Genomic DNA, 229 nt, shown 5'->3' with positions numbered 1-229 from the left:
CCTCGGGGTGGGCGGCTCGCCAGGTCTCCATCGAATCCTGGAGCGCCTCGGGCAGCCCAAGGTGGTCCAGAGCCGAAGGCCTGAGGTTGCGGATCATGCGATGCACCAGGTCGTAGAGGTGCCCGGCGATGGAGAAGATGGTCTTCGCCTGCTCGTGGGCCTGGAGGTCGCTCTGGGCGGTGCGCTGGGAGATGGTCATGCCGACGGTCTTGATCACGGTGGCGCACTG

Annotated in this window: 1 pseudogene; it reads right to left on the bottom strand. The window is 66.8% G+C overall.

Annotated elements, in window-relative coordinates:
• Window positions 1-229 (bottom strand): annotated as a pseudogene (locus ACTFO6_RS20195) (ATP-binding protein); the annotation flags it as partial.

It is taken from the genome of Pelomicrobium sp. G1, from assembly GCF_051905455.1.
GTDB lineage: Bacteria > Pseudomonadota > Gammaproteobacteria > Burkholderiales > UBA6910 > Pelomicrobium.
The sequence above is the reverse complement of the archived record's forward strand: the minus strand, read 5'-3'. Positions and strand labels throughout refer to the sequence as shown.